The 1,312-nt window shown below is 22.0% G+C and carries 2 protein-coding genes and 1 pseudogene; 1 reads left to right on the top strand and 2 read right to left on the bottom strand.

Annotated features, from left to right (window positions below):
* The coding region (locus JG677_RS08175) for a transporter substrate-binding domain-containing protein (RefSeq protein ID WP_200286145.1) at positions 1-193 on the bottom strand (193 nt) is incomplete at its 3' end.
* A gap of 125 nt (positions 194-318) precedes the next feature.
* Between JG677_RS08175 and JG677_RS08180 the strand changes: the two genes are divergently transcribed.
* A complete protein-coding gene (locus tag JG677_RS08180) occupies positions 319-693 on the top strand; it encodes a YbgC/FadM family acyl-CoA thioesterase (protein ID WP_200286147.1) in 375 nt (124 codons plus the stop codon).
* On the opposite strand, the pseudogene JG677_RS08185 reads toward JG677_RS08180, so the two are convergent.
* A pseudogene (locus tag JG677_RS08185) lies at positions 685-1,312 on the bottom strand (hypothetical protein); the annotation flags it as partial. The gene JG677_RS08180 and the pseudogene JG677_RS08185 overlap by 9 nt on opposite strands.

Below are 1,312 nucleotides of genomic sequence, written 5' to 3' on the forward strand. Positions count from 1 at the left end.
TTGCAATAGCTTCTAATAAATCTACATCAAAACCTGTAAGTTTTGAATTTTCTTTGTAATCAAATGGCTTATAAGTTGGTTCTATCCCAACCTTTAAAATGTGATTTGAGATTTCATTTTTAGATTTTGAAGAATCACAAGCGTTAAAAAGTAAAGCGATACCAAACATTAGGGCTAGAATTTGTTTTTTCATTTTTCTCCTTTAAATTTTAAAATAATTTTAATTATATAAAATTTTTTTGATAATTTATACTAATTATTATTTTTTTATAAAATATAAATAATATTTTTATGAAAAATTAAATATAAAGGATATTAATGGAAATTCGTATTTATTATGAAGATACAGATTCTGGAGGAGTTGTTTATCATAGTAATTATTTAAAATTTTGTGAAAGAGCAAGAAGTGAATTGTTTTTTAAAAAAGATATAGATATTTTTAATGAAAAAACAGGTCATTTTTTGGTCACTAAAGCAAATTGTCGTTTTTTAAAATCAGCAAAACTCGGAGATATATTAAGAGTTAAAACAAAACTTTTAGAAATTAAAAATGTTTCAGCGCTTATAAGACAAGAAATTTTTAAAGATAATGAAAAAATTTTTGATGCTGATTTTACTTTAGCCTTTTTAAAGGATTCTAAAATTTCTAGAATAGATGAGAAATTAAAAGAAATCTTTGAAGAATTAATGTAATTCTTCAAAATTTGATTTTAAGCCTTTTACAAGTTTGATTTTATATATAAATTGAGAATTTTCTAATTCTTCTTCAAAAATTCTTTGACTTTTTGAATTTAAAAATTTTGTATAAAAATAATCTATTCCAACACTTGTTGCATAAGCAATCCAATTATAATCAATATTTTGATTAAAAATTTCATTGAGATAGGACAGATTATCATCGTTATTATTAATGGAATTAGCTATGATGAAATTTTTTCTGTCATTAGGTTGAGTTAGACTAAGAAATACAGGATTGTAGTTTATTTGGGTAGATAATAAAACAAAAGGATGAATATCATAAAATCTTAGTTGAGAACTACTTAAAGCTGTTTTAATTAGTGGAGTATTAAAAAATATTGAAGCATCATTTAAATTTCCTTGAGATTTAAAAAGTTTTTCAAAATCGAGCTTATCACCTTCAATTTTATAAACTCTAGCTTGATTATTTTGACTTAAGATTTGAGTATTTAAATTGTTTGATAAGATAGAATTATCACTAAAAATTGCTATGTTAGAATTAGAATATTCTAGTAATTTTTTAATTTGTTCACTATAATCAATACTTCCGAAATAAATATTTTCATTGTTTATA

It is taken from the genome of Campylobacter sp. TTU-622 (assembly GCF_016598965.1).
In the GTDB taxonomy this organism is placed as follows: Bacteria; Campylobacterota; Campylobacteria; order Campylobacterales; family Campylobacteraceae; genus Campylobacter_D.